Genomic DNA, 23,140 nt, shown 5'->3' with positions numbered 1-23,140 from the left:
AACATTCGACAATGAAATCATTCAGAAATTCTTTATTTCTGCTTGCACTGACAAGTCTACCCCTCACTGGGGCAGACTTGTTTGCGCAATCTGCAGACGATGCAATGCGACTCGGTTATTGTACAACAGAATACAGTAGCGGTCTTATTCTGCAAGACAAAGAAGGACCTGGTGTGTATCAGGCAGCAGTATATTTCACCTCCGACTTGCTCAACAAGTACGAGGGCGACAAGATTACAGCCGTTGAGTTCGCTATCAAGCCGAAACGTGGCTCCGAGGCAAAGGTGTTTGTATGCAATCACATTAATTATATGAGCACAACAACACTCGGTTCGGGCTCTACTACTGAGTACAGCGAGGGTTGGAACACCGTGAAACTCGATAAGCCGGTGACAATATATAAGGGCATGGACCTCTATGTGGGCTATCAGCTCATGCTCGAAGAGGGCGAGCCGTTCGACTGTCTGCTCTTCGACCAGAGCCCATACGCTGTGCCTAACAATAACCTCTATGGCTTCAATACAGGCGAGGACAACTGGTACGACAACACTTCGGGCATCAACAAGAACGTATGTGTACGCGCAGTTGTTGAGGGCAAGAAAGCACCCGACAACGACATCTCGTTCATAAAGATTGAACCACAGAACGGTAGCGACTACATGACGCAGAACGAACCGCGTTCGTACTACGCTTATGTGCAGAACAACGGCAAGACACCAATTACGTCGTTCACGCTGACAATGAACTCGAAGACTGCTTCGCAGACCATAAAGAGCGAGAAGACATTCGAGGGCTTGAACATCCAGAACAACGTGCCGCAGAAGCTTAAACTCGACGGCATCGCTATTCCAGCAGAGGGCAACGTAACCACCGAGTTCACTATCAGTAAGGTGAACGGCGAGAAAGACCCTTATCCTTCTGACAATACACTCAGCCGTCCAGGCTACTGCATCAAGGAAGGCTCTAAGGCTGTGGCACGCAAGGTGCTCTTTGAGGAATTTGTATCCGAGGCCTACGAAGGTATTCCGGCTGCCGACGAGATGTACGCATCGGTGTTCGACGAGCGCGATGACAAGGGCGACTTCGTATGGGTGAAGCACCACCGCAACTATAAGGGCGTGCAGGATCAGTTCGTGATTGACGAGGACGACGACTACGAGGAACTCTACGGCAAGGCAAAGAAACCATTCGTACCAGCTGTGTGCTTCGACCGTCTGCCTATCTCGGGCATGGAAGACCCAGGTCCTGCTTACTTCGTCGACTACGAGGAGCAGACAAACACCATCCTCAGTGCCGTGAAGCAGGAACCATCATTCGTTCAGCTTAACATTGACAACAAACTTGAGGGCAAGAAGCTCAACATCAAGGTGAGCGGACATGCAGGTGTTTGCGAGATGCCTATGCAGGACGAACTGCGACTCACCACATGGCTCGTTGAGGACAATATCAAGAGCACGGAGCAGGAAGGCGCCGAGGGCAGCAGCTATGTGCAGGACGGAGTGCTCCGCAAGGTGCTCAGCAGCTCGGCTTGGGGTGACGTGCTCGACATCACCAAGTACGACTTCGAGAAGACCTACTCTGTCGACCTGCAGGACGGTTGGAACGTCGACAATATGCGCGTCGTGACATTCGTAAGCAATTTCAACACCGATGCCTTGAAGCGTCGCGTGTACAACACACAGCAGCTTGCTTGCACCAAGACAACCGGCATCACCAAGACAACAGCAGAGGCTCAGCGTCCGTTCTTCGTCGTGGGTGGCGTGGTTGTTGCTAATCAGGGCTTCCGCGTGGTGGAGGTTTGCGACATCGCTGGTCGCAAGGTGTCAGCGCACAACCTCGGCGCAGGACTTTACATCGTGAAGGCTACCGACGGCGAGCGCGTGTACACACAGAAAGTTATCGTAAAACATTAATAACGCTAATTACGTATCATTATGAATAGAAAGCAATTAATAGCTATCGTTGCCCTGTTGGCAATGATGCTCTGCCTCCCGATAAAGGCAGCAAAGACCTATTGGGGATATTGCAACGGCGTTGACCCCGTAGCCTTCGGAACGAAGAATACGGGCAAGTGCGCAATCTATATTCCGGCAGATGTGGCGCAGGTGTACAAAGGCTTCACCGTTTCTGCTGTGAAGTACGGCTTGGCTGCGCAGGCTACCGATGTAGAGGTGTTCATCACGAAAGACCTTAACGCTGACCCTATCGTTACAAAGAAGGCAGCCGTGTCTAACGTTTATAAAGGTTGGAATGAAGTGGCACTGACCACTCCTTATGAGATTGACGGCGAAGGCTTCTACATCGGATATAGCTATTCTGGTGAGAATGTGTCGATGGGTGTCACCTCTACATTCTCCGAGAATGCCTGCTGGGCTGACCTCGGCGACGGCTGGAAGAACTACACCACCGAGATGGGTGAAACAGCTAAGGCACTTGCCATCCAGGCACGCATCACTGGCGACAACCTCCCGCTCGACCTTATGCTCTACACCGAACAGAAGGATATCGCAGTGCAGAAAGGTGAGCCTTGCAAGTTTGATTTCTCTGTGAAGAACCTTAGTGCTGTAGTGGTGCGCAACCTGCAGGTGGGCTATTCAATTGATGGTGGCGAGGAGACCGTTTGCGACTTCAAGACAACAATGGGTTCTAACATCGACAAGTCGTTCACAATCGAGCATGATGGTTTCAACGTTGTTGGCAATCACACTCTGAAGCTGCGTGTCGTAAGCATCAACGGTAAGGATGACGCTTACGCTCCGAATAGCGAACAGACTCTCGCTCTTAGCGTGAAGAACTCTGTGCCAGTGCAGCGTCTCGTAGTGGAAGAAGGTACCGGCACATGGTGTCAGTTTTGCCCGAAGGGCATCGTTGGCTTCCGCAAGGCTTCAGAGGCTTATCCCAACCACTTCATAGGCATCGCTATCCACAGAAGCGACAACTTGGTGACAAATACTTATGACGACTTAGTATTCGAAAGCCTCCCAAACAGCTACTTCAACCGCAATACCAAGTCTGTGATAGAACCATCCTTCGAGTCGATGGAGACAGCTGTGAAGAAGCTCATGGAGAAAACACCAGTCATGGGTGTCGACGCTAATGTTAAGTACACTGACTCCGGCAAGAAGAAAATCTCAGTTGAGGCTTTGACTACATTCCTCGGAGCACACAAAGGCATGAACTACCGTCTCTCGTTAGTACTCCTTGAGAGTGGCATCACAGGCTATACTCAGGTCAACGCTTTTGCTGGCGGTAAGCTCGGCGAGATGGGTGGCTTCGAGAAACTGCCAAATCCCGCAACCATTGACATGGATCACGTGGCACGCATGAACTACAGCTACAACGGCATAGAGGGTAGCATCCCTGCCGATGTGGAAGCCGACGAAACCACACGCTACACCACTACGCTCGACATGCCGTCAACCATCCAGAACCCTGACAACTGCGACCTCGTAGTCCTCGTTCTTGATGCCAACACCGGCAAAATAGAGAATGGTGTAAAGGTGGCTCTCGGTAAGCACACCACAGATATTTATGATGCGGAGCAGTTGCTCATCCCCGACTTCTCATTCCAGGGCGACCGCCTCAATGTCGATGGCTTCTCTGGTTCGGTGCGCATCTTCACACCCGGTGGCGTAGAAGTGGCTAACAGCAACCTCGCCCCCGGTATGTACATCGTGAAGGCTACAGCCGGCAACCAGACTGTAACACGTAAGCTTATCAAGCGATAAGTATTCTGTGTGCAACGAAATATCACAAGCTGCAAGACTGCTTGAAAAGGAAAGTCTTGAAAAGAAAGAGTAATTAGATAAGTAAGTTTATAAAGAAATAAGGCGTTTTGCAAAGCGGGTGCTGTGTCGGGGCGAGACACAACGTATGCAGTCTCGGCACAGCATCGGCTTCGCAGAACAAGTTCTTAATTTTCTCAACCAAAAACCTGAAAAATATGATGAACTTTACCAAGAAAGTATTTCTCGTTGGTGCGCTCGCAATGCTGACCGCATCAGCCGGTGCACAAATGAGAGACCGCTCTGCGGCTACTCTCCCGTCTACAACCGTAGCTTCGATGATGAAGGCACCGAAATCAGTTGAGAGAACACCACGTTTGGTGAGTGTAAAGAACGCACCAGCCGACTATGGCAAAGAGGTTGACATCCTTAAGGAGGACTTCTCCAAGATGACAACCGGCACACAGGACGAACCCGACTTCGATGCCACACTGAACGATTATGAAATGCACGACAACGCATGGCTCAATATGCTGCCCGACTTTACGCATACACCCGACTGGGGCTCGCACAACGCCTACCCGGCAGGCGGTGCCATCTACCTCGATGCTTATGTGAATGAAGCTGGAAATGACAGCTATAACGGACAGCTCAACACTCCGCTACTCAACGTCTCTGCCAACACCGGCATCTGCTTCCTGCAGTTCGACGCACGTGTGCCCAAGAGCAATGAAATCGTAGAATACGTCACTGTTGAGGCTGCCGAGACAAACAATATGTCGCCATCATGGCGCTTCCTTAGCAGCTGCAACCTGCCACAGCTCACCACCGAATGGAAGACATACACCATTCAGTTCTACGGTGGCGGCAAGACAACCATGTTCAACATCGTCAACTACTCCGCACCAGTGCTCATCGACAATGTTCGTGTCTTCCAGATTGAGCAGTACGTAGCTACACCGACACCTAACCCACACAAGAACTACGCTCGTGTTGATGACAATACAGCTAAGTTCGATCTCAGCTGGAGTGCCGTAGACGGAGCTGAAAGTTACGTACTGAACGTTTACGACAAGGACTCTAATGGCAAACCTCAGAACTATATCCAGAAGGATACAGAGGTTAAAGACAACAAATGCACCGTAGACAACGCTGTCACCGGTACCATCTACTACTACACAGTCAGCGCAAAGAAGGGTGACAAGGTATCTATGCCGTCTGACGAAATCGAAGTGAAGGGCATCGTAGAGCCAGTTGTCTCTGTTTCTACTCCTATCAACGAGGATAAGTATTCTGCTCAGTGGAAGAACGTAGGCGGAGCCGAACGCTACAACTACATCGCCTACTACAAGAACCAGGCTAAGGAGGACGGCGCAATGGTCATCTCTCACCTTAACCTCGTTGGCATGAAGTATAGCGACGATAAAGAGGTAGAAAACTCTGTTGACAACCCAACATCATACACTCTCGATCGTGGTGCCCTTGCCGATGAAGTAGGACAGGCAGGATGGACTGTTTCTCACTATGCTATCTATAAAGATGCCCTCACCATCGATGGCTTCTGGACTGTCGAGGCGAAGAGCGATGCCGGACTCATCTCCCCAGAACTCGACCTCTCTAAGGACGGAGGCAAATTCCGAGTTAACCTTAAGGCGTGTGGCGAATACCTTGAAGCCTACGAAGCACATCCAAAAGCAGCCGTAGCCCTCTTCAACTACGATGCAGAGAAGGCTGACTACGTGCAGAGCGAACTGATATACGCCGGAGGAGGCGAGATGACTGACAAGTGGCAACGCTACGACTGCAACTTCACCACAGGTACAGCACGCTCTATCGTTGGCATCTACGCCACATGGGCACCAGGCAACCTCTACCTCAGCGACCTGGCAATATATCAGGAATACAAGCAAGGCGAATATTTCCTCGACCCATTCCACTACCGCAACTGGCTCGTTCCTGGCACTGGCGAGACAACCACTATTGATGTCACCATTCCAGCGAAAGCCTACGAGCGCGATATTTACCATCAGGCACAATCTGTACGCGTGAAGGATGGTGGAGACCAGTACACGAGTGCTTCCTTCCTCCAGAGTCGTTGGTCAGACCTGCAGCACGTAGGCTTCTGCCCACTCACTAACGATGTGAACGCTGCTACGCTCGGCTCCTCAAGCGCAACAGTACACCTCCAGGGCGACAACATCGTGGTTAGCAACCCTGAGCGTGCAGCAGTGGCTCTTTACACAGTGGATGGTATGCTCGTAGCATCTGATGGTAGTTGCGCCGAAACCGTTACCTTCAGCGCAGCCGCACACGGCAAGTATATCGTGAAGGTGGGCAAGCAGACCATCAAGCTCGCATTCTAAGTGAGGGTATGGCATCTTTGCTGTGTCAAAGCTGCCTTAATATACAAACATCAAGAGGGTATGGTATTTTGCCATACCCTCTTATCAATTCTGTGTGTAAACAATAAACTATTATGAACCCACAACACCATTACGCAGGTCTTACCCCACAACAAGTAGCCCACAGCCGAGCCAAGCACGGCGTGAATGTGCTCACTCCTCCGCCCGCTACGCCGCTTTGGAAGCAGTTTTTGGAGAAATTCCGCGACCCACTCATCATTATTCTTCTTATCGCTGGCGTACTCTCAGTTGCCATTTCCATCTACGAGTACAATGGACTGCACCAAGGCGCAGAGGTGTTCTTCGAGCCGGTAGGCATTTTTGTGGCTATCTTCCTTGCCACAGGGCTCTCCTTCTATTTCGAGACACAAGCCGACAAGGAGTTTAGCGTGCTCAATCAGGTGAGCGACGATGAACCAGTGGAGGTAATTCGCTCTGGTAATCACACGCAGATTGCAAAGCGCGATGTGGTTGTGGGCGACGTGGTGCGTATCGGCATTGGTTGCGAGATACCTGCCGACGGCGACCTTTTACTGTGTACGCAACTCTCTGTAGATGAGTCGACGCTTACTGGCGAACCGCTCTGCCATAAAACCACCAATCCTGCACAGTTCGACTCCAAGGCTACATATCCAAGCAACCGCGTGCTGCGCGGCACTAAGGTGATGGAAGGCCATGCTCTGATGCAGGTTACGGCAGTCGGCGATGCCACCGAGAATGGTAAGGTGTACAAGGCTGCGCAGATAGACAATAGCGTGAAGACACCGCTCAACGAGCAGCTCGACTGGCTCGGCAAGTGGGTGAGCCGTCTTTCATGCAGCATAGGCATAGCTGTCGTCGTGGCGCGCATCGTGATGTATTTAGCGCAGTACGGCTTCTCCTTCGCCGATGTCGACCCACTCGCTTTCATAGCCTACATCCTGCAGACACTGATGATAGCCATGACACTCGTCGTCGTCTCTGTACCAGAAGGTCTGCCTATGGCAGTCACGCTGAGCCTCGCCTACAGTATGCGCCGAATGTTGAAGACCAACAACCTGGTCCGCCGTATGCACGCCTGCGAGACAATGGGTGCCACCACCGTTATCTGTACCGATAAAACAGGCACACTGACACAGAATCGCATGAGTGTAGAGAAGGCGTGCTTCTATCGTGGTGGCGAAGCTGACAAACCGATTATTGACGCTGACGAGATATTGCTTAATTCTTCCGACTTATCAAACGAAATTAAGGAAAATATAGCCCTCAACACCACAGCATCGCTCGACTTCTCCAATCCTACTTCTCCATCCGTATTAGGCAACCCCACCGAAGGCGCACTTCTCCTGTGGCTGCACAACAAAGGCATCGACTACGAAGCCCTGCGGGAGCAGGCGAGGGTGGTTGAGGAACTGCCGTTTACTACTGAGCGTAAGTTCATGGCTACCATCGTTGAGTCAGTCCTCATGCCCGGCAAACGGATGCTTTACGTCAAGGGTGCGCCCGAAATAGTCTATGCCCTCTGCGCATCCACAGCAGGCACACCGCCACAAGCAGAAGTCTACGCACAGCTCATGCAGTATCAGCAGCGTGCCATGCGCACCCTCGCCTTCGCCTGCAAAGACGTAACCGACACTCCTTCACTATCTCAACATCTCACCACGTCACCATCACAACATCTCACCACCTCTGCATCACAGCTCCGCTTCCTTGGTATAGCAGCAATCGCTGACCCCGTGCGCAAGGAAGTACCAGAGTCGATAAAGGAGTGTCTGAAGGCAGGAATAAACGTGAAGATAGTCACCGGCGACACAGCCGAGACGGCTAAGGAAATAGGTCGTCAGGTTGGGTTGTGGACAGACAAGGATACGGGTAAAAACATAATTAACGGACCTGAGTTTGCTGCGCTTACTGATGCGCAACTCGATGCTGTGGTAATGGACATAAAAATAATATCTCGTGCTCGCCCGATGGACAAAAGGCGGCTCGTCGAAGCCTTGCAGCGCAAGAACCAAGTGGTAGCAGTCACCGGCGACGGCACCAACGATGCACCTGCCCTCAAAGCAGCACACGTCGGACTCTCGATGGGCGACGGCACCTCTGTAGCAAAAGAAGCATCGGACATCACCATCATTGACAATTCCTTCCGAAGCATCTGCAAAGCTGTGATGTGGGGACGCTCGCTTTACCAAAATATACAACGCTTCCTACTCTTCCAACTCACGGTAAACGTCACAGCGTGTATGCTTGTGCTCTGCGGTGCGCTGATGGGCACGGAGACACCACTCACCGTCACCCAGATGCTTTGGATAAATCTCATAATGGACACATTCGCAGCAATGGCACTCGCATCGCTACCACCATCAGAGGCAGTGATGAGCGACCCACCACGCAACCGCAATGCATTTATCATAAACCGACCGATGCTTGCAGAAATAGTTGGGGTAGGGGGCTTCTTCTTTGCGCTGCTCATCACGTTGCTGTACATCTTCGAACACGCAGACATACAACAACTCACCGACCTCCTGCATCTACAGTTAGGAGCGCACACCCCCGTCACACCCTATGAGCTGACCCTGCTCTTCACCATCTTCGTGATGACCCACTTCTTCTACCTCTTCAATGCGCGCGCCTTCCAAACGCAGCGAAGCGCACTGCATCTGAAGGGTTGCAATGGCCTCGTCTTCATCAGCACGCTCATCTTCGTCACTCAAGTGTGTATGGTGGAGTTGCCAGGCGTTCAGCGTTTCTTCAATGTGGTTAGTCTGAAGCTCATTGACTGGGTAATAATTGTTATCGGCTCCTCGTTCGTGCTGTGGATTAGAGAGCTTTGGAGCTTGTTGCGAAGAACAAAATAAGGTGTCTTTTATGGGGCGCAGCGGTCGCCACTGCACCAACCTAAAAGTACTTGATCTTTGCCGTAGCGTTACAACAATGTTGCCGTAGCACTAAAACAATGTTGCCGTAGCGTGGTAATAATACGGGAGTAAAAAAAGAACTGACAATTCAAATTGCTTGTGCAATAGAATTGTCAGTTCTTCATTTTGAATGAATTCTCTATACTTGAAATCTCGCTTGAGAACTTCTTGTCAATCTTTATTCGTTGCTCTACCTGGTTGCAGCTATAGATGACCGTGGCGTGGTCGCGTCCACCCACCATTCTTCCGATGCGACTTGCAGAGAGCTTCGTGTACTTCTGTGCGAGGTAGATGGACACCTGGCGTGCCATCACGTATTCCTTCTTACGACTGCGACTGTTGACGTTTGCCGTCGTTACGTTGTAGTGCTGGCATACGCTCTCGATAATCTCGTCGATGGTGAGCGGTTCTTCGTTCACCTTCACCGAACGTTTGATGATGCGTTGCGCAAGCTGCATGTCGATGTCGCAATTGTAGACAACGCTATATGCCATAAGCGAGTTAATCACACCCTGCAGTTCGCGTACGGAGCCGTTAGCCGTAGAAGCAATAAACTCGATGACATCCTCCGGAATGTTCAGACCGTCGTGCTTTATCTGTCGGCGCAGAATGTCAGCGCAGAGCTGCACGTTTGGCTTCTCCATCTCTGCAATCAGTCCGCTTGAGAAGCGTGTGATGAGACGTTCGTTCATGCCTTTCAGTTCAACTGGTGGGCGGTCGCAGGCGAGGATAATTCGCTTTCCGTTGCGGAACAGGTGGTTGAAGATGTGGAAGAACGTGTTCTGTGTACCGGTCTTGCCTTCCCACTCCTGCACGTCGTCTACGATGAGTACATCTATCGTCTGGTAGAAGTTGATGAAGTCGTTGATAGTATTGCGGAGCACAGCATTAGTGTACTGCACCTCAAACAGACGTGCGCTGATGTAAAGCACTCGCTTTTCGGGATACATGCGCTTTGTCTCTACGCCCATAGCGTTGATAAGGTGAGTCTTTCCGCAACCAGAAGGTCCAAAAACAAAGAACGGATTGAAGCTGGTCATCTGCGGATGCTCCGAAATAGAGAGACCGATAGAGCGTGTCAGCTTGTTGCTGTTGCCCTCTATATAATTATTAAAGGTGAGGTGCGGGTTCAGCTGCGAGTCAATTTGCTGCACGGGTGAGGCATCAAGCATAGTAGGAGCCTGATTTACGCCTTCGCGCTGACGTGGCTTCAATGCTTCGTCGGTCGGCTCGTCGCTCTCGATGGTCTGTGTCTTTTTATTCTCGTTGTCTGTAACAATACGGTACGAAAGATTAATGCCTTGTCCAAAGTTGCGTGTAAGGACCTTGCGCAACAAGTCGACATAGTTCTCTTCAAGGTACTCGTACACGAAAGGACTCGGTACGCGTAGCAGCACCGTCTTTGTCTCCTCGTTGAAGGATTCAAAGACGATTCCCTTGAACCATGCGTTGAATTGTTGCTCTGATAAATTCTCGCGTATGAGCGCAAGACATTTGTCCCAAAGCACATTAGGACTTACATTCATTGGCTATGTAATATTGTTTTTAAAGCAGTCTTTCGACCATGTTGTTATAATTCCGTTTGCAAAGTTAGTTATAATTTTTGATGTGCGCAAATAAGTTTTTCTTAAATGCTTGTTCAATATATCATAACGTGTTAGTAATCTGCGAGTTAGCTTTTTCCCTTATTTAGAACCCTTTGAGTGTTGCTTGAAAGGGTTAATGTGTTGATATTCTGTGTGTTAAGTGTTTGTTGGCGGGGTGTATTATGTTTCGGTGAAACATTTTGCCAACAATTACTAAATACATCTGAAAAACAACGTTGTACGTGATGTTTGTGCGTGAAACACTTGACGTTGTTAATTTATATCAAATCTAAATACCACGCATCTCGCTTACTTGTTGTTTTTGTCTTTTCTTCCGAAGACAGAGAAGTGTACGTAGCGTTTCGGATGCTGCTTGAGATCGATCATCAGCGAGTCGGCGTGTGTCACAGTTGCATTAAGACGATTGTACAGTCCCGGGTCGTTAAGGAGCAAGCCTACAGTGCCGTCCTTGCTGTTGAGTTTTGCTGTCACGTCGTTCACGTTGCTCAGGGTCTGGTCAATCTGCTGCTTTGTAGAAGCGAGGTCGAGCGCAGCGAGGTTGTTGGTGAGCGTTGTGGTGTTATCAAGAACGATGTTTGCCTTGGCCATCATTGTTGGCACGTTCTTGTTGAGGGTGCGCATCAGTGTGTTCAGCTCGACTGTAGAGGTGGTGAGGTTTGACGTTATGGTCTGTACGTTGTGCAGCGATTGTGCCAAAGCAGGGTCGGCGAGCAGTGTGTTTAGGCTTCCGAGGATGCTGTCGAGCTTCGGCAGCATCTTTTCGATGGTCGGAACCATTGCTGCAACTTTGCCCATAGCACCATTTTGCATAACACCGCTGATGGTTTCTCCTGGCATAACGCGCTCACGAGGGTTTGTGGCGAGCAGAAGGTTCACCTTGACGTTGCCCATGAGGTCGCTTTCAATCTCTGCCGAGCTTCCCTTCGGTATGCGTATCTGGTTGTCAAGACCTACGACAACGCGTATCGGGTGCTCGTTAGAATAGTCGTAGATTACCGACTTTACAGTGCCTACCTTGTAGCCGTCGGCGTAGATGGGACTTGATGTTGAGAGCCCGCTAATATCGTCGAACTCTATGTAGTAGTCGTTAGTTGACGAGAACAGATTTAATCCCTTGAGGAAGTTCATACCGAAGAACAGTATTACTACTCCGGCTATTGCTACTAACGCAATTTTTACTTCTTTTGTGAGTGCTTTCATATTGTGGGTTGTTTTGTTTCTAATTATTGATATAATCGTGCAAGCGTAATTCCTGCAGCTACTAAATTAATCTATTTTGTGCTTCTGTTGTTCTTGAACTCGCGTATTCCGGCGTTTACATCTATCTTTTCGCCATTCTTGAAGGCTATGATGAATGCGCCGGGAAAGTCTGCTACCACTTCTTTGCGTCTTTGGTACACATTGTTGTAGTTGTTTGACGCACCGCAAGTATATTTGTACATGCCGTTTTCTTCATAGAAGTCGACATCTGTAATGCCTTTGAATACCTTGTTATTAGCTTTGAATTTGTTCCTGCTAACCAATATCTGTATCTTGAAGACAGGTTTATTGTCGTCTACGACCACGTTTTGTTGTGGTGTATTTTGGCGTTGAGGTGTTGTTTTGTTTTCGGGCTGTTTAGCCTCTGTCGTTGCGCTTTCTTGTGTTGGCGTTTCGACAGGCTTTGTTGTCTTAGGCTTCTCTGTGTTCTCTGTAGAAGTCTCTTGCAGCGGTTGCGACATCGTCTTGTATGGCACGGTGATGCCTCTGTCGTATTTGTTTTTGTATTCGGCAAAGGCGTTGTATATTGCACGCCCCATGATGTCGATGCTCTGTTTGTTATTGAGGAAACGTTCCTCGTCGGGTGTAGAGATGTATCCCAACTCAATGAGACATGCTGGCATAGAGGTGAGTCGCAGCACGGCAAGGTTCTGCTGATGTACGCCTTTATTCTGACGATTTGCACCACGGCAAACGTGCTTTTGCAGCATCTTTGCGAAGTCGATACTCTTCGATAGGTTTTTCTCTTGTATCAGCTCGAACACGATGTTGCTTTCCGGCGAGTTCGGGTCGAAGCCAACGTAGTGCTGCTTGTAGTCTTTCTCAAGAAATATTACAGAGTTCTCGCGTTTTGCCACTTCGAGGTTTGTTTCTTTGGCGTGCGAGCGTCCGTCGCCGAGCGTGTATGTCTCGAAGCCACGTGCTGTATGTACACCCTTCAGGGCGTTGGTGTGTACGGATATAAATAGGTCGGCTTTACAGTTGTTTGCTATATTGGCACGTTCGTAGAGCGGTATAAAGACATCTGTCTTACGTGTATAGACTACTCGTACATCTGGACAGTTCTGCTCTACGTAGCGTCCAAAAGCCAATGCTACGTTGAGGTTGATGTTCTTCTCAACAGAGAAAGCACCTGGTGCTCCGCTATCTCTGCCGCCGTGTCCAGGGTCGATTACGAGTGTGAATTTCTTATTTGCGCCTGCTATGCCAGTCACAAATGATATGATGAGTATTAATATTAGAAGTATCTTTTTTGCCATATATAAGCGCCTCTTTATCCGTCATTAAGCCTATTTGTGGCTTACTAAGTCTTTGCAAAGTTAGGAAATAAATTGAAAAACCACGCAGAAAGGAAAAGTTTTTTAACGCTTTACATGTATTTCTACGCCAGCACCTTGACAATCAGCACCCATTGGTGGGTTACATTTAGTAATGTGGAGCACTATTGAGGTGATTTTGGCGTATTCTTCCATCAGTCGGTTGGCGATGCGTCCAGCCACATGCTCAATGAGTTTTGAGGATATGAGCATTTCTTCTTTCACAATGTTATATACCTCGGCGTAGTTGAGCGTATCTGCTACGTCGTCGCTTGCGAATGCTTTCGCTATGTCGTAACCGATGCGAATGTTAACGATGTAGTCGTTGCCTGTAAGCTGCTCTTGTGGCAGTACGCCATGGAGGGCGTGCAGACGTATGTCGTTGATGTAGATGTAGGAGTCGGAGAGAAGCATGTTAAAAGTAAAAAAGTAAAAGGGTAAAAAAGTAAAAAAGTAGGAGGTACGGGCATCCTGCCCGTACCACGCTGACTTATTGTTTGAAGATTGCGTTGTATGACTACTCTATCTGCTGATAGTGGGGCTGCGTGGGTATGGCAGAGATGCCATACCCTCCTATGAAAACTATCCGCAGCGCGATGCTCCGCAGTTTTTGCAGATGAGACATCCTTCTTGATAGACAAGTGTTTCGTGGCCACATACCGGACACACTTGACCCTTTGCTTCGGTACCATCCGTAACATACTTCTTCAGAGCGCGTTCCACACCGTTCTTCCATGTGTTGATGCTCTCGTCCTTCAGTTGTAGCGAGCTAACGAGCTTTATGACGTGGTCGATAGGCATACGATAGCGCAGCACGCCAGAGATGAGTTTAGCATAGTTCCAATACTCGGGATTGAACTTCTCAGAGAGTCCTTCGACGGTGGTCTTGTATCCGCGCTTGTTCTCGAATTGGAAGTCGTAGCGGCGTTTTCCGTCCGGCTCAATCTGCTTGATAATCTTACCCTTGGTGACGGTTTTAGGTAGAGCGATGCCCTCTTCGTCGTCTTGCAGACCAGTGAATATCTCATAAGGATAGCCGTCGAGCAATCCGACGAATGCCACCCATTTCTCCTTGTTGTTCTGGAAACGCACTACGTCGCACTCCAATTCTTTCGGGCGCACCTCAACGACGTTTTGCATAGGGTTTACAGGCTTCTCTGGTGTTGGCTCTTTATCTTTCTTTGCCTCCTTCTTGTCAGCCTTCGACACGGCAATCATCACACCCGAGCGACTTCCGTCGCGATAGATGGTGCAGCCTTTGCATCCCGAACGCCATGCTTCTACGTACAGTTTGTTCACAAGTGCCTCGTCTACGTCGTTCGGCAGATTCACGGTTACGCTGATGGAGTGGTCCACCCACTTCTGTATTGCGCCCTGCATACGCACCTTCATGAGCCAGTCGACATCGTTGGCTGTTGCTTTGTAATAAGGTGAGCGTGCCACGAGAGCGTCAATCTCCTCCTGCGAGTAGCGCTTTTCGGTGTCAATGTTGTTTACGCGCATCCACTCGAGGAACTTTTTGTGATAAACGATGTACTCCTCGAACGAATCGCCCACTTCGTCAACGAAGTCGACATGTACTCCCGTGTCGTTAGGGTTCACCTTGCGGCGGCGTTTGTAGACAGGCATGAACACAGGCTCTATGCCGCTCGTTGTCTGCGTCATCAGCGATGTGGTGCCCGTAGGTGCTATGGTGAGGCAGGCGATGTTGCGTCTGCCATACTTCTTCATGTCTTCGTACAGTTGTGGATCGGCATCCTTTATGCGCAGTATGAACGGGTTGTTAGCCTCGCGTTCAGCACTGAATATCTCGAACGCACCGCGCTCCTTTGCCATCTCTACTGATGAGCGGTAAGCAGCGAGAGCGAGTGTGCGGTGAACGTCCACGCTGAAGTCGGTGGCTTCTTGCGTGCCGTAGCGTAGGTTCATGGCTGCAATCATGTCGCCTTCGGCAGTGATGCCTACGCCGGTGCGTCGTCCGAGCGAACTCTTGTTCTTTATCTTCTCCCAGAGATGATACTCAGCGTGCTTAATGTCGTCGTCCTGCGGGTCGTTAGCAATCTTCGACATGATGAGATCAACCTTCTCCAGTTCGAGGTCGACAATGTCGTCCATGATGCGTTGCGCCTTAGCAACGTGCGAACGGAAGAGTTCGAAGTTGAATTTTGCTTCCTTCGTGAATGGGTTCTCCACGTACGAGTAGAGGTTCACCGAGAGCAGTCGGCACGAGTCGTAAGGGCAGAGTGGAATCTCGCCACATGGGTTTGTAGAAACGGTGCGGAAACCGAGGTCGGCATAGCAGTCGGGTATGCTCTCGCGTATGATGGTGTCCCAGAAGAGTACGCCTGGTTCGGCACTCTTCCATGCGTTGTGTACTATTTTGCTCCACAGTTTCTTTGCCGAGATTTTCTTCTCCACCAAAGGGTTGGAGCTATCGATAGGGAAACGTTGTGTGTATGGTTTATCTGCCACTGCAGCCTCCATGAACTCGTCATCGATCTTCACGCTGACGTTGGCACCAGTCACTTTCCCTTCTGTCATCTTTGCGTCGATGAACGCCTCGCTGTCTGGATGCTTTATGCTTACGGAGAGCATGAGCGCACCGCGTCTGCCGTCCTGCGCCACCTCGCGAGTAGAGTTGCTATAGCGCTCCATGAAGGGCACGAGGCCCGTTGATGTGAGAGCCGAGTTGTTCACCGGCGTTCCCTTTGGGCGTATTTGCGAGAGGTCGTGACCCACGCCGCCGCGTCTTTTCATCAGCTGCACCTGCTCCTCGTCGAGTCGCATGATTGCTCCATACGAGTCGCCATCGCCATCGATGCCAATCACGAAGCAGTTGCTGAGCGAAGCCACCTGGAAGTTGTTGCCGATACCGGTCATGGGGCTTCCTGCTGGAATGATATAGCGGAAGTGGTCGAGCAGTTGGAATATTTCCTCTGCCGACATCGGGTTAGGATATTTCTTCTCTATTCGAGCTATCTCGTTAGCCAGACGATGGTGCATATCCTCGGGCGATTGCTCGTAGATATTGCCATAGCTATCTTTCATAGCATATTTGTTCACCCAAACACGCGCAGCGAGTTCGTCGCCTGCGAAGTAGTTAAGCGAAGCTTTGCTTGCTTCGTCGTAAGAGTATGTTTTTACGTTTTCCATTTGTTTTTAGTCTCGGTAGTGTGTATTTAGTCTTTCCGTTTGCAAAGATAGTGTAAATTGGAGAGACTACAAAACATGTGTGCTTGTTTTTCGCTCACTTGATCGGCGCGCCTATTTTTATCTTGAAGAGGCTTTGCCATTTCAATAAAAAAGTGTAACTTCGCAATCGATAATATATTATCAATAAATCATCGATTATGGCAGAAACGAATAAGATATTGGCAATATTGGACAACTATCTACACGACAATCCAGACGAGATTGCCAAGGAGATAGCTGCCGAATTCCGCCGTCGTAGAATAGAGAAAAATCTAACCCGCGAACAAGTGGCAGAAAAGTCGGGGGTTGCTGTGAGCAATATTGTGAGATTTGAACAGAAAGGACTCATATCACTCAAAAACCTAATAGGCATTGCTATGGCTTTAGAGTATACTTCCGAAATCCGCCATATCTTCTCTCAACAGAAGTATGACACAATGGAAGAACTGCAAGAGATAAAGCGAAACATGAACAAGAAAAAAGCCTATAAGAGATAAAACGAGCTTACGTTGATTATGAAAAAGATAGAATCATTACAAGTTAAGTTTCACAACAAAAAGGTCGGCACATTAACATTAACTGCCGACGAGAAATGTTGTGTCTTCGAATACGATACACTATGGCTGACAGAAGGGTTCAGCATTTCTCCCTTGGAATTACCATTGAAACCAGGACTTTTTATTGCTCAACCAAATCCTTTCAATGGCAACTTTGGCATCTTCGAAGACAGTTTGCCTGACGGTTATGGCCGCTATCTTCTACACAAGACATTACTGAAAATAGGCATTAATGACTTCGAACTCTCTGCACTCGACCGCTTAAGCTTAGTAGGAAAAGGTGGTATGGGAGCTTTAACTTATGAGCCTGAGACCTTTGTAGAAAGAGAAATGGAACTGCAAGATTTCGACCTTTTACAGGAAAAAGCCCTTGAAGTATTGAGAGAACAGCAAGACACAGACGCAGGACTACTTCTATACAATAGTGGCAATAGTGGAGGTTGCAGACCAAAGGCCATATTCTCTGACAAAGAAGGACATTGGCTTATCAAATTCCGCCATACTTATGATCCACAAGATATGGGCAGACAGGAGTTTGCCTATAACGAAAAAGCACGACGATGCGGCATTATCGTACCCGACTTCAAACTGATTGATGACAAATATTTCACAACCCGTCGCTTTGACATAACAGCTGACGGTGAACGCATACACACAGCGACTGCAGGAGGCTTGCTATCTATATCTCTTAGCAACCCTGTGCTTGACTATGTTAATCTTTTGGCACTGACGGGCTATCTCACACAGAATTATAAGGATGTGGAACAAATGTATCGTAGAATGGTGTTCAATTATATTGCCGAAAACAAAGACGATCATTGCAAGAATTTCAGCTTTATAGTTACCAAAGACAAGGAAAACAAATGGCACTGGCATTTGGCTCCCGCATACGACCTTACTCATTGCACAGAGGGATATAATGGCGAACACGCTACATCGGTAAACAATTCGGCTCATCCATCCATAGAAGATATGATTGCTGTCGGTGTAAAGAATAAAATGCAAGAGCAAAGGTGTAGAGAACTGTACTATGAGATTGAGAATATTATAAAACAATAAAGGAAAAGGAAGGCTAGTAGATAGCTGTTTTATCTACCAGCCATCTACCAGTCTGCGCAGTCCATCCTTATTGTTATTATCTATCTATTAACAAGAAGTTTTGATTAACAGGACAATAATCAACCATTGAAATCGGAACCATATAGTTTCCTTCTCCACATTCGTCAGCTGATGGTCCTACAGATGAGAAACAGTTACAATTTAAGCAAATGTAAAGCTATAATATTATTTTTTAATTAATACCTTATTCGCTTTTCCGTTCTTCTTCACGATGAACACGCTCTCTGCCTTTGTGCCGTCGGCGATGTGCTTCGGCTCGCTCCAGGAGATCTTCACGCCGCATTCTGCCTTCTGCTCGTAAGCTGCGTCGATATACGGTTTGCCCGGCAGCACGGTCACAACAAGTTAGCCCATCGCTGGTGTGGTCAGCGCGAGTATTCCGAGAGTTGCGTAAAGGTATTTTGATTTCATGATTATAGAATTATAATAAATAAAAAAGGGCACGGCGTGATACCGTACCCCTATTTGTTACTTCACAAGAACCTTATATGTAACGCCTGCAACCTTCACGATATACATACCGCGTGAGAGGCTGATGCGCTCTGTGTCGGTGGCTGTGCGCTGTGCTACGAGTGCACCATCGGTGGTGTAGACATCGATGGTCTTACCAGCTGCACCAGTGATGACGATTGAGCGATACTCAACGTTCACGTTCACGTCTGTTGCATCGATATCGTTGATGCCTACTGTAACCTCTACTTCTGCAAGGTTAGAAGCGAGCGATTCGCCCTTGTCGTAGACTGCTGTTACTACGTAGCCGTACTTAGCCGACTCTCTGAGCGATTTGTCGGTGAAGCTCTCGCCACTGATGAGCGACTTGTTCACCTTCTTGCCGTCGCGGTAGACGTTGTAGCCGTTGAGTTGCAATTCCTCAGGTTTAGAGTCTGCCTCAACGAACTTGATGTCGTCGATGAGCAGAGCGAACTTATTGTTTGAGACGCAACGTATAGCGAAGTACTTTGTGCCAGCCGGTAAGCGGTACTGGTACTCCTCCCATTTCTGAACATTGTTCACATCCTCCGTGTCACTGAGCTTCTCGAAGTTGGCTATTGCCTTACTTGTCTTTGAGTAGAGCACCTCGAACTGCTCTGGAATAGCAGCTCCGCCCATGCCAGCCTTAGCGAAGAAGCTGATAGTCTGTGCTTCGCCATTGAGCTGCGGCGAGATGAGCCAGTCGTCGTTCTGTGCCTTGGTAGCACCGCCGTCGGTAGATGCGCAGCTGAAGCTTACGAGCATCTGGTCGCCTGTGTGTGCTTCCCATGTCTGGAACGGGATGCCAGCCTTCTCTGCGTTGAACACCTGGAAAGCCATCGGCTCGCCAGCATGGTCGTACTTGAGCGGTCCGAACATTGTGTTGAGTGTGATTTGGATAGTCTTCTGCTTGTCTCCGTCGTACATTGTCCAACCACCAACGCCGTCAATGCTGAATGTCTTGTAGTCCTCGAACGATTCCTCTGTCACTTTCGGTTTGCGGTTGAGGAGGTCGGGTGCTGTCCATGCAAGGTTTACATAATTGCCTGCTGCTGTAGCCTTCAGAGCTGTTGGTACAGGATAGTCGGGCAAGAGAATCTTCACTTCGTTCTTCGCCGAGGCGTTGTTCTCCGGCAATTCATCCTTAGCGTAGTTGACTGTTGCGTGATATGTAGACTCCTCTGGATCGAGAACTGATGTTACGTCCTTCATAATCACAGTCTTGACCATATCGCACGGGATGTCAACACCATCGATGCGGTTCACCTCCTTGTCGTTCTTGTAGAGCACGATGTCGTAGTCGGTGCCCTTAACGTCTGTGTTGGTGTTGTTGCGGAATGAGAATTCTACAACCGACTCGCTGCCAGCCTTCACTCTCTCCTCTGTCTCGATGCTCATAGCCATGAGGTCGGCAGCGGCTTTCTCAACGATAGCTACGTTGTCGTAAGCCACGAAGTTGTCGAGGTTCTTCACCGCTTTACCCTCGAATCCGATGCGCAGGAATTTGCAATCCTTGTACGGTGTGAGGTCTATGCTGAAGCGGTTCCAACCCTTTGTGCCTTCTGCTGTAGAGATGCGGCGCACGTCTACAAACTCGCCATAGTCTTTCTGTACGCTGATGTTCAGTTCGTCGCCGTCGCCATTAAGGTATGCCCAGAAGTTGAGCACGGGGCTCTTCATGTTCTTGATGTCCACCTTTGGCGACTCGCTACGTACCGACTTGCCAACAGCTGTAGCCGAGAATGTCTGCAGACCGCCGTCGTTGTCCTGTGCTAAGGTGACGGTCGATTCGGTTGCTGCGTAGCAGTAAGCATCGCCAATCTCGCCGTTGGTCATGTTCGTGATCCATGGTCCGCTCTTCATTGTGCAGTTCTTGAACGACTCAATCATCGGAGCCTTCAATGCCGGTCCGGCGATTGCGGTTACGGTCTGCCATTGCTCGCGTCCGCCACCGCTGCTGTTCACAGCGTAGACACTGTAGCCAGTGTATTCCTGCTTGCTCTTGATATTGAGCTGCTCGTCGTAGTAGTTCTTGTTGCCGAGCGATACGTCTTCGGAAGAGCTACCTATAGATATGTAGTATGTAAGTCCGGCAGGGTCGATATATCCGCCGTGCAGTCCGAGTGGTGCATCCCATGTGACGTGGATGAGTCCCTCCTTGTTGAGGTCTTCTACAGCCTTGAGGTTGCGTACTGCGCCCGGCTTGTCGAGACCTACATAGACGGTGGTTGTTGCTTCCAAGCCTTCCTCGCCAGCAGCGTTCACTGCTACTACAGAATACTTATGGTTTGCCGACTCTACACCCTCGTCCTTGAATGTGCGCTCTGCACCAGGAGCGACGTTTGTAAATGTGGTGATGTTTGTGCCGTCGCGGAAGAGTTTCAATTGCACATTGCCCGAAAGCGCAGCACCAGTGATGGTTGTGGTTGGTGCCTGCACGCTGATGTTGGCGTAAGAAGCACCCTTATCACCTGGCACAACCTTGAAGTTAGCTGGCACCTCTGGTGCTGTTGCCGGCACCTCCGTAATCTTCATGTTGTCTACGTAGAGTGTGCTTTGGTTTGCCTCGCTCACGCAGTGGATACCGAAGTAGTGCAGTCCGTCCTCCTTAGCGCGGTATGTGCCAGTAAGGGTGTGACGACGCGGGTCGGCTGTGATGTCTGTCGGTGCGACAATCTCCTCGGTGAGAGCCTCTGCTGTAGGAGCCAAACCAACAGCCGCAGCCACACGTTCAATAGGATAGGTGTTAACGGCATCGAACGAGAACTTGTAGGCTGCGTTCTTCTTCATGTTCACTGCTGGCGATACGAGCCAGTCGTCGCCCGCGTTTTCTGCGTTGTACTTATAAGTGGCTGCTTCATAGCCGCTATCGAAAGTCCAAGTCGATTTGTCGTTGTTTGCGTCGATAACTGTCAGCTGGTCGAAGAGTTCTTCGCTGTGTATAGAGTTCTCGTACGGCAACTTCACGCTTACACCGATGGTTACGTTAGCCGACTCTGCAAACTCGCTCTGCATATCGCCGTTGTTGGCTGCCACCTTATAATAATAGGTGGTGAGGTCTGGCGAAGCAATCTTGTCGGTGTATGTGTTCTCGGTCAGACCCTCTGCAAGAGTCGTTACATCCGTCGCGTCGTTGCTGTTTACACGCACTACGGTGTAGGTCAGTTTGTCGGCATCGAAGAAGCCGCCGTTGACACCTGCGGTCGGTGCCTTCCACGTTAGGGTGACGTTCTGTCCCTTCGCCGAAGCCTTGAGAGCCGTTGGCTTCTTCGGTTGGTCGTAGCCCAGGCGCACGCTCTGCGATACTGGTGCGCTCACTGCAGCTGGTGTGGTGCCGCTTGCGGCAATCTCTGCTGTGACAGAAACGCTTGTCATACCACTGATTGTGGTGGTGAAGTCGGTTGTGACAGCTGCACCTGCGGCTGCAGTACCCGTCTTTGCTACAACACCATTCAAGCGCACGGTGTACTTCAGCGAGCCGCTGAGTGCCTGGTCCTTCACGTCCTTTGTAGGCATGGTGAACTTCACTGTGCCGCTTGTGAGTCCGGTGAGGTCGACAGAGAGGTTGCTCACTGTCTGCGGAACCGCCTTCAGCGTGAGGTCCTGCTTGATGTAAAGACCCGTAATCTGGTCGTAAGCATAGTTGTCGATGAAGTTACACACCTCTGTTCCCTTGCCGTTAGCAGGGTCAATCTCGATGATGCGTGTCGCCCAATCGTCCTTATCGAGCATAGCCCAATAAATCTTGCCCGTAGAGTAGTCGCATGTTGCGCTCTGGAAGAGCTTGAACGGTTTGTAGCCCGTATCGCCAACCACTGTTGCTGCGCCACTATACTTATTCACAGCGTAGAGTTTACCGCTTCTGCCGATGGTGTAGAGGTCGCCGCTCTTGTTGCTGGTGATAGCCACCATCGACTCGGGCAGTTCGCCGATAGTCTCGCTATTAGATGTATAGTCGTTCTCGCCCCAATAGGTTGTGATGAGTTTGCCCAATGTCTTGTACGTGCCCGTGTAGTCGTCGTCGGAGAACAGACCGTACACCTGCTGTGTTTCGGGGTCGAAGGTGAGGTCCATAGAAATGGCTGTGTAAGCCAGCTCTGGGCTTGGCTTGTCAATCTTCATCTGCCATGTGTTGGTGCCGTACTCGTAGAAGTGGATAGGGAACTTAACCTGTGTATCGTTCTCCTCAAACCATGAAGACAGATAAGTGCCCTGCACGTATGTCGCAGCGTTGTAGCAGTGTACGTTGTCGCTGACAAGGCTGATGCTTGCGGCATTGTTGCTTGTAAACTTGTACAGACCCGGGTCGCGCTCGTCGCTCTGCAATACGTAGCCGTAGAGCTGTACGCCCGCTGCCTTTGCCTTTTTTGCAGCAGCTGTTGGGTTCTGCTGCTTTGCTTTCTTGTTGGCAAGACGTCGTGCCACAACCTCCGCCGGCACCTTATTGGTTTGGGCGATTGTCTCCCCGATAGGGGCAGCAATGACGGTCAGAGCCATAAGAGTCTTTGCATAAGACTTTAAACTGATAGTTTTGCTCATAAACGTTTATGTTTGGATAATTTTTACTGAACTTTCGCAAGTTCAGAGAATTCAG

The 23,140-nt window shown here is 49.6% G+C and carries 13 protein-coding genes; 6 read left to right on the top strand and 7 right to left on the bottom strand.

Annotated elements, in window-relative coordinates:
* Positions 1 to 11: 11 nt before the first annotated feature.
* From HMPREF0673_RS03595 to HMPREF0673_RS03580, 4 genes are all read left to right on the top strand, one after another.
* Positions 12 to 1,913 (top strand): Omp28-related outer membrane protein, encoded by a 1,902-nt coding sequence (locus HMPREF0673_RS03595; RefSeq protein ID WP_007898122.1) that lies wholly within the window; start codon positions 12 to 14, stop codon positions 1,911 to 1,913.
* A gap of 21 nt (positions 1,914 to 1,934) precedes the next feature.
* A complete protein-coding gene (locus tag HMPREF0673_RS03590; protein ID WP_007898119.1) occupies positions 1,935 to 3,728 on the top strand; it encodes an Omp28-related outer membrane protein in 1,794 nt (597 codons plus the stop codon).
* Between the two features lie 215 nt (positions 3,729 to 3,943).
* Positions 3,944 to 6,088: a fibronectin type III domain-containing protein gene (locus HMPREF0673_RS03585; RefSeq protein WP_007898116.1), complete on the top strand. Its 2,145-nt coding sequence runs from the start codon at positions 3,944 to 3,946 to the stop codon at positions 6,086 to 6,088.
* 113 nt (positions 6,089 to 6,201) lie between these two features.
* The gene (locus tag HMPREF0673_RS03580; RefSeq protein WP_007898113.1) at positions 6,202 to 8,964 is read left to right on the top strand and encodes a calcium-translocating P-type ATPase, PMCA-type; all 2,763 of its coding nucleotides are present in this window, start codon (positions 6,202 to 6,204) and stop codon (positions 8,962 to 8,964) included.
* A gap of 173 nt (positions 8,965 to 9,137) precedes the next feature.
* Here the strand turns inward: HMPREF0673_RS03580 and dnaA are convergent, their stop codons facing one another.
* The 5 genes from dnaA to HMPREF0673_RS03555 all read right to left on the bottom strand — a co-directional run bounded on the left by dnaA (position 9,138) and on the right by HMPREF0673_RS03555 (position 16,360).
* Positions 9,138 to 10,550: a chromosomal replication initiator protein DnaA gene (gene dnaA, locus HMPREF0673_RS03575; protein ID WP_007898110.1), complete on the bottom strand. Its 1,413-nt coding sequence runs from the start codon at positions 10,548 to 10,550 to the stop codon at positions 9,138 to 9,140.
* A 369-nt stretch (positions 10,551 to 10,919) separates the two neighbouring features.
* A complete protein-coding gene (locus HMPREF0673_RS03570) occupies positions 10,920 to 11,831 on the bottom strand; it encodes an MlaD family protein (protein WP_007898106.1) in 912 nt (303 codons plus the stop codon).
* 71 nt (positions 11,832 to 11,902) lie between these two features.
* Positions 11,903 to 13,150, bottom strand: a complete 1,248-nt coding sequence (locus HMPREF0673_RS03565; RefSeq protein WP_007898104.1) for an N-acetylmuramoyl-L-alanine amidase family protein — start codon at positions 13,148 to 13,150, stop codon at positions 11,903 to 11,905.
* Positions 13,151 to 13,252: 102 nt separating this feature from the next.
* On the bottom strand, positions 13,253 to 13,621 hold the full coding sequence (folB, locus tag HMPREF0673_RS03560; RefSeq protein ID WP_007898101.1) for a dihydroneopterin aldolase: 369 nt from the start codon (positions 13,619 to 13,621) through the stop codon (positions 13,253 to 13,255).
* 168 nt (positions 13,622 to 13,789) lie between these two features.
* Positions 13,790 to 16,360 (bottom strand): adenosylcobalamin-dependent ribonucleoside-diphosphate reductase, encoded by a 2,571-nt coding sequence (locus HMPREF0673_RS03555; protein WP_007898098.1) that lies wholly within the window; start codon positions 16,358 to 16,360, stop codon positions 13,790 to 13,792.
* Positions 16,361 to 16,557: 197 nt separating this feature from the next.
* Here HMPREF0673_RS03555 and HMPREF0673_RS03550 point away from each other — a divergent pair, with 197 nt between their 5' ends.
* Both HMPREF0673_RS03550 and HMPREF0673_RS03545 read left to right on the top strand, forming a co-directional pair.
* On the top strand, positions 16,558 to 16,896 hold the full coding sequence (locus HMPREF0673_RS03550) for a helix-turn-helix domain-containing protein (RefSeq protein WP_007898096.1): 339 nt from the start codon (positions 16,558 to 16,560) through the stop codon (positions 16,894 to 16,896).
* An 18-nt stretch (positions 16,897 to 16,914) separates the two neighbouring features.
* Complete coding sequence (locus HMPREF0673_RS03545; protein ID WP_007898093.1) at positions 16,915 to 18,015, top strand: type II toxin-antitoxin system HipA family toxin; 1,101 nt, start codon at positions 16,915 to 16,917, stop codon at positions 18,013 to 18,015.
* Positions 18,016 to 18,240: 225 nt separating this feature from the next.
* On the opposite strand, the gene HMPREF0673_RS14100 is transcribed toward HMPREF0673_RS03545, so the two are convergent.
* Together HMPREF0673_RS14100 and HMPREF0673_RS03540 are read right to left on the bottom strand one after the other, a co-directional pair.
* On the bottom strand, positions 18,241 to 18,414 hold the full coding sequence (locus tag HMPREF0673_RS14100; protein ID WP_007898089.1) for a hypothetical protein: 174 nt from the start codon (positions 18,412 to 18,414) through the stop codon (positions 18,241 to 18,243).
* Between the two features lie 129 nt (positions 18,415 to 18,543).
* Positions 18,544 to 23,085: a choice-of-anchor J domain-containing protein gene (locus tag HMPREF0673_RS03540; RefSeq protein ID WP_007898086.1), complete on the bottom strand. Its 4,542-nt coding sequence runs from the start codon at positions 23,083 to 23,085 to the stop codon at positions 18,544 to 18,546.
* Between the last annotated feature and the right edge of the window lie 55 nt (positions 23,086 to 23,140).

The sequence above is a fragment of the Leyella stercorea DSM 18206 genome, assembly GCF_000235885.1.
In the GTDB taxonomy this organism is placed as follows: domain Bacteria; phylum Bacteroidota; class Bacteroidia; order Bacteroidales; family Bacteroidaceae; genus Prevotella; species Prevotella stercorea.
The sequence above is the reverse complement of the archived record's forward strand: the minus strand, read 5'-3'. Positions and strand labels throughout refer to the sequence as shown.

Coding starts and splice junctions, on each gene's coding strand:
- HMPREF0673_RS03595 (WP_007898122.1), top strand. CDS start 12: ATGAAATCATTCAGAAATTCTTTATTTCTGCTTGCACTGACAAGTCTA.
- HMPREF0673_RS03590 (WP_007898119.1), top strand. CDS start 1,935: ATGAATAGAAAGCAATTAATAGCTATCGTTGCCCTGTTGGCAATGATG.
- HMPREF0673_RS03585 (WP_007898116.1), top strand. CDS start 3,944: ATGATGAACTTTACCAAGAAAGTATTTCTCGTTGGTGCGCTCGCAATG.
- HMPREF0673_RS03580 (WP_007898113.1), top strand. CDS start 6,202: ATGAACCCACAACACCATTACGCAGGTCTTACCCCACAACAAGTAGCC.
- dnaA (WP_007898110.1), bottom strand. CDS start 10,550: ATGAATGTAAGTCCTAATGTGCTTTGGGACAAATGTCTTGCGCTCATA.
- HMPREF0673_RS03570 (WP_007898106.1), bottom strand. CDS start 11,831: ATGAAAGCACTCACAAAAGAAGTAAAAATTGCGTTAGTAGCAATAGCC.
- HMPREF0673_RS03565 (WP_007898104.1), bottom strand. CDS start 13,150: ATGGCAAAAAAGATACTTCTAATATTAATACTCATCATATCATTTGTG.
- folB (WP_007898101.1), bottom strand. CDS start 13,621: ATGCTTCTCTCCGACTCCTACATCTACATCAACGACATACGTCTGCAC.
- HMPREF0673_RS03555 (WP_007898098.1), bottom strand. CDS start 16,360: ATGGAAAACGTAAAAACATACTCTTACGACGAAGCAAGCAAAGCTTCG.
- HMPREF0673_RS03550 (WP_007898096.1), top strand. CDS start 16,558: ATGGCAGAAACGAATAAGATATTGGCAATATTGGACAACTATCTACAC.
- HMPREF0673_RS03545 (WP_007898093.1), top strand. CDS start 16,915: ATGAAAAAGATAGAATCATTACAAGTTAAGTTTCACAACAAAAAGGTC.
- HMPREF0673_RS03540 (WP_007898086.1), bottom strand. CDS start 23,085: ATGAGCAAAACTATCAGTTTAAAGTCTTATGCAAAGACTCTTATGGCT.